Source organism: Actinomadura sp. CNU-125 (assembly GCF_001942465.1).
In the GTDB taxonomy this organism is placed as follows: Bacteria; Actinomycetota; Actinomycetes; order Streptosporangiales; family Streptosporangiaceae; genus Spirillospora.
In genome coordinates, this window is record NZ_MKJY01000301.1 from 1 (window position 1) to 6,002 (window position 6,002).

Sequence of the window (6,002 nt, forward strand, 5' to 3'; positions counted from 1 at the left end):
ACCCGGAACAACCCGGACGGCGCCACCACGTGCGTCACCCCATGCCCCGCGATCAACGCCCCGCGCTCGGCCGCGTCCACCTCACCCGCAGGCGCGACCACCAGACGTCCGCCGCGCAGCAGCGGCGCCCAGATCTCGTACGTCGACGCATCGAACGCGTGGTTCGCCTGCACGAGGACGCTCTCCAGGACGTCGTCCCGCCAAGCCGTATCGAGGACGAACGCAACGACGTTCCGTTGCGTGACCGCCACGCCCTTCGGCGTCCCCGTCGAACCCGACGTGTACATCACGTACGCGAGGGCCTCGGCCGGAACGTGAACGTTCGGGTTCTCCTCGACCGGCTCGAACACGTCGTCGTCCGTCAGGACGACCGACACCCCGGCCTTCGCCACGATCGACGCCAACCGCTCCTCCGGATGGCTCGTGTCCAGCGGAACGTACGCGGCCCCCGCCTTCAACACCCCCAGCAGCGTCGCGATCAGGCCCGCCGACCGCTCCATCCGCACGCCCACCAGCGACCCACGACACCCCGCCAACCCACCCGCGACACCGTTCGCCCGCGCGTTCAACTCCGCATACGTCCACGAAACGCCCTCCGACACCACCGCGACCGCGTCCGGCGTCCGCGCCGCCTGCCCCTCGAACAGCTCGACCAACGACGCATCCGACGGCACCGGACGGGACGTGTCGTTCCACCCGTCGACGACCAGGCGACGCTCGTCATCCGACAGCACGTCGACATCGCCCACCCGCACGTCCGGGTCCGCCGCGACCTGCTCCAGCACCCGCACCAGCCGGTCCGACAGCGCACGCACCGTCGACTCGTCGAACAGGTCGGCGGCGTACTGGATCTCGCCGCCGAATCCCGCCGGGATTCCCTCCGCGTTGCGGTATTCGGCAAGATCCACCGAAAGGTCGAACCGGGCGGTGACGGTCTCGTCCGGCGGCGGCGGGGACACGCTCAGACCGGGCAGGTCCCACTCCTCCTGCTCGGGGGGCGCGCCCAGGAAGCTGAGCATGACCTGGAACAGCGGGTGCCGCGCCAGCGACCGCACCGGGTTGAGGTCCTCGACGAGGCGCTCGAACGGGACGTCCTGATGCGCGAACGCCGCCAGGTCCGCCTCCCGGACGCGGGCGAGCAGTTCGGCGAACGACGGATCGCCGCTCGCGTCCGTCCGCAGCACCAGCGTGTTCACGAAGAACCCGGCGAGGTCCTCCAGCCCGGCGTCGCCGCGCCCGGCGACCGCCGTCCCGATCGGGACGTCCGTGCCCGCTCCGACCTTGCCGAGCAGCACCGCGACGGCGGCCTGCGCGACCATGAACATCGTGACGCCGTCGCGCCGCGCCAGTTCGACGAGCCGGGCGTGCACGTCCGGGCCGACTTCGACCGGGACCGAGCCGCCGCGGAACGACGCCTCCCCCGGCCGCGGACGGTCCGCGGGCAGCGCTAGTTCGTCAGGTGCGCCCGCGAGCACGTCGCGCCAGTACCGGAGCTGCGAGGCGATGAGGCTTTCGGGGTCGTCCAGGTCGCCGAGCACCTCGCGCTGCCACAGCGCGTAGTCGGCGTACTGGACGGGCAGCGGCTCCCAGGCCGGGGCCGCGCCGCCGACCCGCGCCGCGTACGCCTCCCGCAGGTCGCGGGCCAGGACCGCCATCGAGCCGCCGTCGACGGCGATGTGGTGCGCCGTGATGACCAGGACGGACTCGGTGGGCGACACGACGAGCAGCCGGGTCCGCCACGGCAGGTCGCACGACAGGTCGAACCCCCGCGCGGTCTCCCGGGCGGCGGCCTCGGCCGCGTCTCCCGCGCCGATCTCCTCGACGGCCAGGGTCGGGCGTCCGCCGGGACCCGCGACGATCCGCTGGTGCGGCACGCCGTCGACGTCGGGGAAGGTCGTGCGGAGGCTCTCGTGCCGGTCGGCGACGTCGCCGAGGGCCGCTTCCAGCGCCGGGACGTCCACCGCGCCCGACAACCGCAGCACCAGCGGCACCAGGTAGCCCGCGCCCGCACCGGCCTCTTCCAGCCGGTTGAGGAACCACATCCGCTGCTGCGCGTACGACAGCGGCACCACGTCCGGACGTTCGCGCGCCGCCAGCGGCGCACGGGAGCCGCCGCCCCGGCCGTCCTCCACCAGCCGGGCCAGCCCCGCGACGGTCGGCGACGCGAACAGGTCGCGGATGCTCACCTCGGCGCCCAGCACCGACCGGATCCGGGCGATGAGGCGCATCGCGAGGAGCGAGTCGCCGCCGAGGTCGAAGAACGAGTCGTCCGCCCCGGCAGACGGCGCCCCCAGGACGTCCGCGAACACCGTGCACAGGACTTCCTCGGTCGGCGTGGCCGGTCCCCGCCCGGTGGGCGACCCGCCGAAGTCGGGTGCGGGAAGCGCGGCACGGTCGACCTTGCCGTTCGCCGTCACCGGGATCGCGTCGACCGGGACGAACGCCGCCGGGACCATGTGGTCGGGCAGCCGCGCGGCCGCGAACCCGCGCAGCGCGTCCAGCTCCGCGTCGCCGACGACGTAGGCGACGAGCCGCTTGACGCCCGGCCGGTCCTCGCGGGCGACCACGACCGCCCGCCGGACCCCCTCGCAGGCCGCGAGCACCGTTTCGACCTCGCCGGGCTCGACCCGGAACCCCCGGATCTTCACCTGCTCGTCGGCGCGTCCCGCGAAGACGAGGTCGCCGCCGGGCGTCCACCGCACCAGGTCGCCCGTCCGGTACATGCGCAGGCCGGGCGGGCCGAACGGGCACGCCGTGAACCGCTCCGCCGTCAGGACGGAACGGCCCGCGTACCCGCGGGCCAGGCTCGCCCCCGCCACGTACAGCTCTCCGGCGACGCCGGGCGCGACCGGCCGCAGCCGGTCGTCCAGGACGAACACCCGCGTGTTCCACACCGGACGCCCGATCGGCACCGCGCCCCCGGCGTCCGGCGGCAGCGGCGCCGACATCGCCGCGCACACCGTCGTCTCCGTCGGCCCGTACGCGTTCACGAAGCGCCGCCCGCCCGCGAACCGCTCCACCAGCTCCGGCGGGCACGCCTCGCCCGCCACCACCAGCGTCGCCAGGCCGTCCGGCAGCTCCGCCGCGCCCGCCGGGACGGACGGCGGCACCGTCACGTGCGTCACCCCGAGCGCCTCGACCGTCTCGCCCAGCCCGCGGCGCGGCGGCATGTCGTCCGGTCCCGCCAGCAGCAGCGTCGCGCCCGAGAGCAGCGCCGTGCACAGCTCGGAGAACGCGGCGTCGAACCCGAGCGCCGCGAACTGCAGCACCCGCGACCCCGGCGCCACCCCGAACCGTTCGATCTGCGCACCGGCCAGGCTCCCGACGCCGCGATGCGTGACCACGACGCCCTTGGGCCGCCCGGTCGAACCGGACGTGTACACCACGTACGCGGGATGGTCCGGCCGCAGCGGCGCCGCCCGGTCGGCGTCCACCGGTGCCGTCGCCGGACGGGCCGCCGTCGCGGCGGCGACGCCCGCGTCGTCCAGGACGAGACGCGCGGGCCCGTCCGCCGGCGGCGCGGTGGCGTTCGTGCAGACGACCAGTGCCGGTGCGGCGTCGTCCAGCACCAGCGCGATCCGCTCCGCCGGGTAGGCGGGATCGATCGGCACCCACCCGGCCCCGGCCTTCGCGATGCCCAATATCACCGCCACCAGGTCCGCCGACCGGTCCAGCAGCACGCCGACCAGGCTCTCGGGCCCCACGCCGCGCGCGATCAGCTCGTGCGCCAGCCGGTTCGCGCGCGCGTCCAGTTCGGCGTAGCTCCACGACACGTCCGCGAACTCGACCGCGACCGCGTCCGGTGTCCGCGCGGCCTGCGCCTCGAACAGCTCCGGCAGCGTCCCGTCCGCCCCGGGACGGCCGGTGTCGTTCCACTCCTCCAGCAGCCGGTGCCGTTCCGTCGCCGACAGCACCTCGATCTCGTCGAGCCGGACCCGCGGGTCCGCCGCGATCTGCTCCAGGACCCGCGCCAGCCGCCGCGCCAGGGCGTGGGCGGTCGGCTCGTCGAACAGGTCGGCCGCGTACTGGAGTCCGCCGCCGATCCCGGCCGGGGCGCCGTCGCCGTCCCATTCCTCGGCGAGCGTGAACGAGAGGTCGAACTTGGCCGTTTCGCGCTCGCCGCCGGGCACTTCCCCGGCCTCGCCCCCCGGCTCGTCCCCGTCCGCAGGCTCGGGGCCCATGGGCAGGACCTGCAGGCCGGGCAGATCGAGCGGTTCCTCCGCGCCCCGGACGTTCTGGAAGGTGAGCATGACCTGGAACAGCGGGTGCCGCGCCAGCGACCGCGCCGGATTCAGGTCCTCGACCAGCCGCTCGAACGGCAGGTCCTGATGGGCGAACGCGGCCAGGTCGGTGTCGCGGACGCGGGCGAGCAGCTCGTCCAGCGCCGGGTTCCCGCCGACGTCGGTGCGCAGCACCAGCGTGTTGACGAAGAAGCCGACGAGGTTCTCCAGCGCGGCGTCCCGGCGCCCCGCCAGCACCGTCCCCACCGGCACGTCGGTGCCCGCGCCCAGCTTCGACAGCAGGACGGCGAGCGCGGTCTGCGCGACCATGAACATCGTGACGCCCTGCCGCCGCGCCACGTCCGCCAGCCGGGCGTGGGTCTCGGCGTCCACATGGACGGGCACCGAACCGGCCCGGTACGTGGCCTCGGCCGGGCGCGGACGGTCCGTCGGCAGCGCCAGCTCCGCGGGCAGCCCGGCGAGCGCTCCCCGCCAGTGGTCGAGCTGGGCGGAGATCAGGCTGCCGGGGTCGTCGAGCCCGCCGAGTTCCGCGCGCTGCCACAGCGCGTAGTCGGCGTACTGGACGGGCAGCGGCTCCCAGGCCGGGGCCGCACCGGCGAGCCGGGCCGCGTACGCCTCCCGCAGGTCGCGGGTGACTACGCCCATCGACCAGCCGTCGACCGCGATGTGGTGGGCCACCACCACCAGCGTCGACTCGTCCGGCGACACCACCAGCAGCCGCGCCCGCCACGGCGGCTCGCTCGACAGGTCGAACGCGCGCGTCGTCTCCCCGGCGACGGCCTCGCGCAGCTCCGCCGCACCGACCCGCGACACGCGCAGGACCGGACGTCCGGCCGCGCCCGCGAGGATCTCCTGCCGGGGCTCGCCGTCGACGTCCGGGAAGATCGTGCGGAGGCTCTCGTGCCGGTCCGCGACGTCGCCGAGGGCTGCTTCCAGCGCCGGGACGTCCACCGCGCCCGACAACCGCAGCACCAGCGGCACCGTGTAGCCCGCGCCGGCCCCGGCCTCTTCGAGCCGGTTGAGGAACCACATGCGCCGCTGCGCGAACGACAGGGGGATCGTTTCCGGGCGCTCGCGCGCCGTCAGCGGCGTCGCGGCGGTGCCGCCGCGGCCGTCCTCCAGCAGCCGGGCCAGCCCGTCGACGGTCGGCGAGGCGAACAGGTCGCGGATGCTCACCTCGACGGCCAGCACCGATCGGATCCGGGCGATGAGGCGCATCGCGAGGAGCGAGTCGCCGCCCAGGTCGAAGAACGAGTCCTCCACGCCGACCCGCTCCAGGCCGAGGACGTCGGCGAACAGGCCGCACAAGACCTCCTCGGTGGGCGTCCGCGGACCCCGGTCCCCGGCCGCACCCGCGAAGTCGGGGGCGGGGAGCGCCGCCCGGTCGAGCTTGCCGTTGCGTGTCACCGGGATCTCGTCGAGGGACACGAACGCCGCCGGGACCATGTAGTCGGGCAGCCGCGCGGCGACGAACCCGCGAAGGTCGGCCTCGTCGGCGGCGGCGGCGCCGATGACGTAGGCGACGAGGCGCTTGGTTCCGGGGTCGTCCTCGCGAGCGATGACGACCGCCTGGTCGATGTGATCGTGGGAAGTCAGGACGGTCTCGACCTCGGCGGGCTCGATCCGGAACCCGCGGATCTTGACCTGTTCGTCGGCGCGTCCGGCGAAGTCGAGGACGCCGTCGTCCGTCCAGCGGGCCAGGTCACCGGTGCGGTACATGCGGCCGGGGTGGAAGGGGTTCGCGACGAACCGTTCCGCGGT

Annotated in this window: 1 protein-coding gene; it reads right to left on the reverse strand. The window is 74.8% G+C overall.

Features of this window, described 5'->3' with window-relative positions:
- Positions 1-6,002 (reverse strand): non-ribosomal peptide synthetase (locus tag BJF79_RS30030; protein WP_143220388.1); only part of this gene is annotated, 6,002 nt, incomplete at both ends.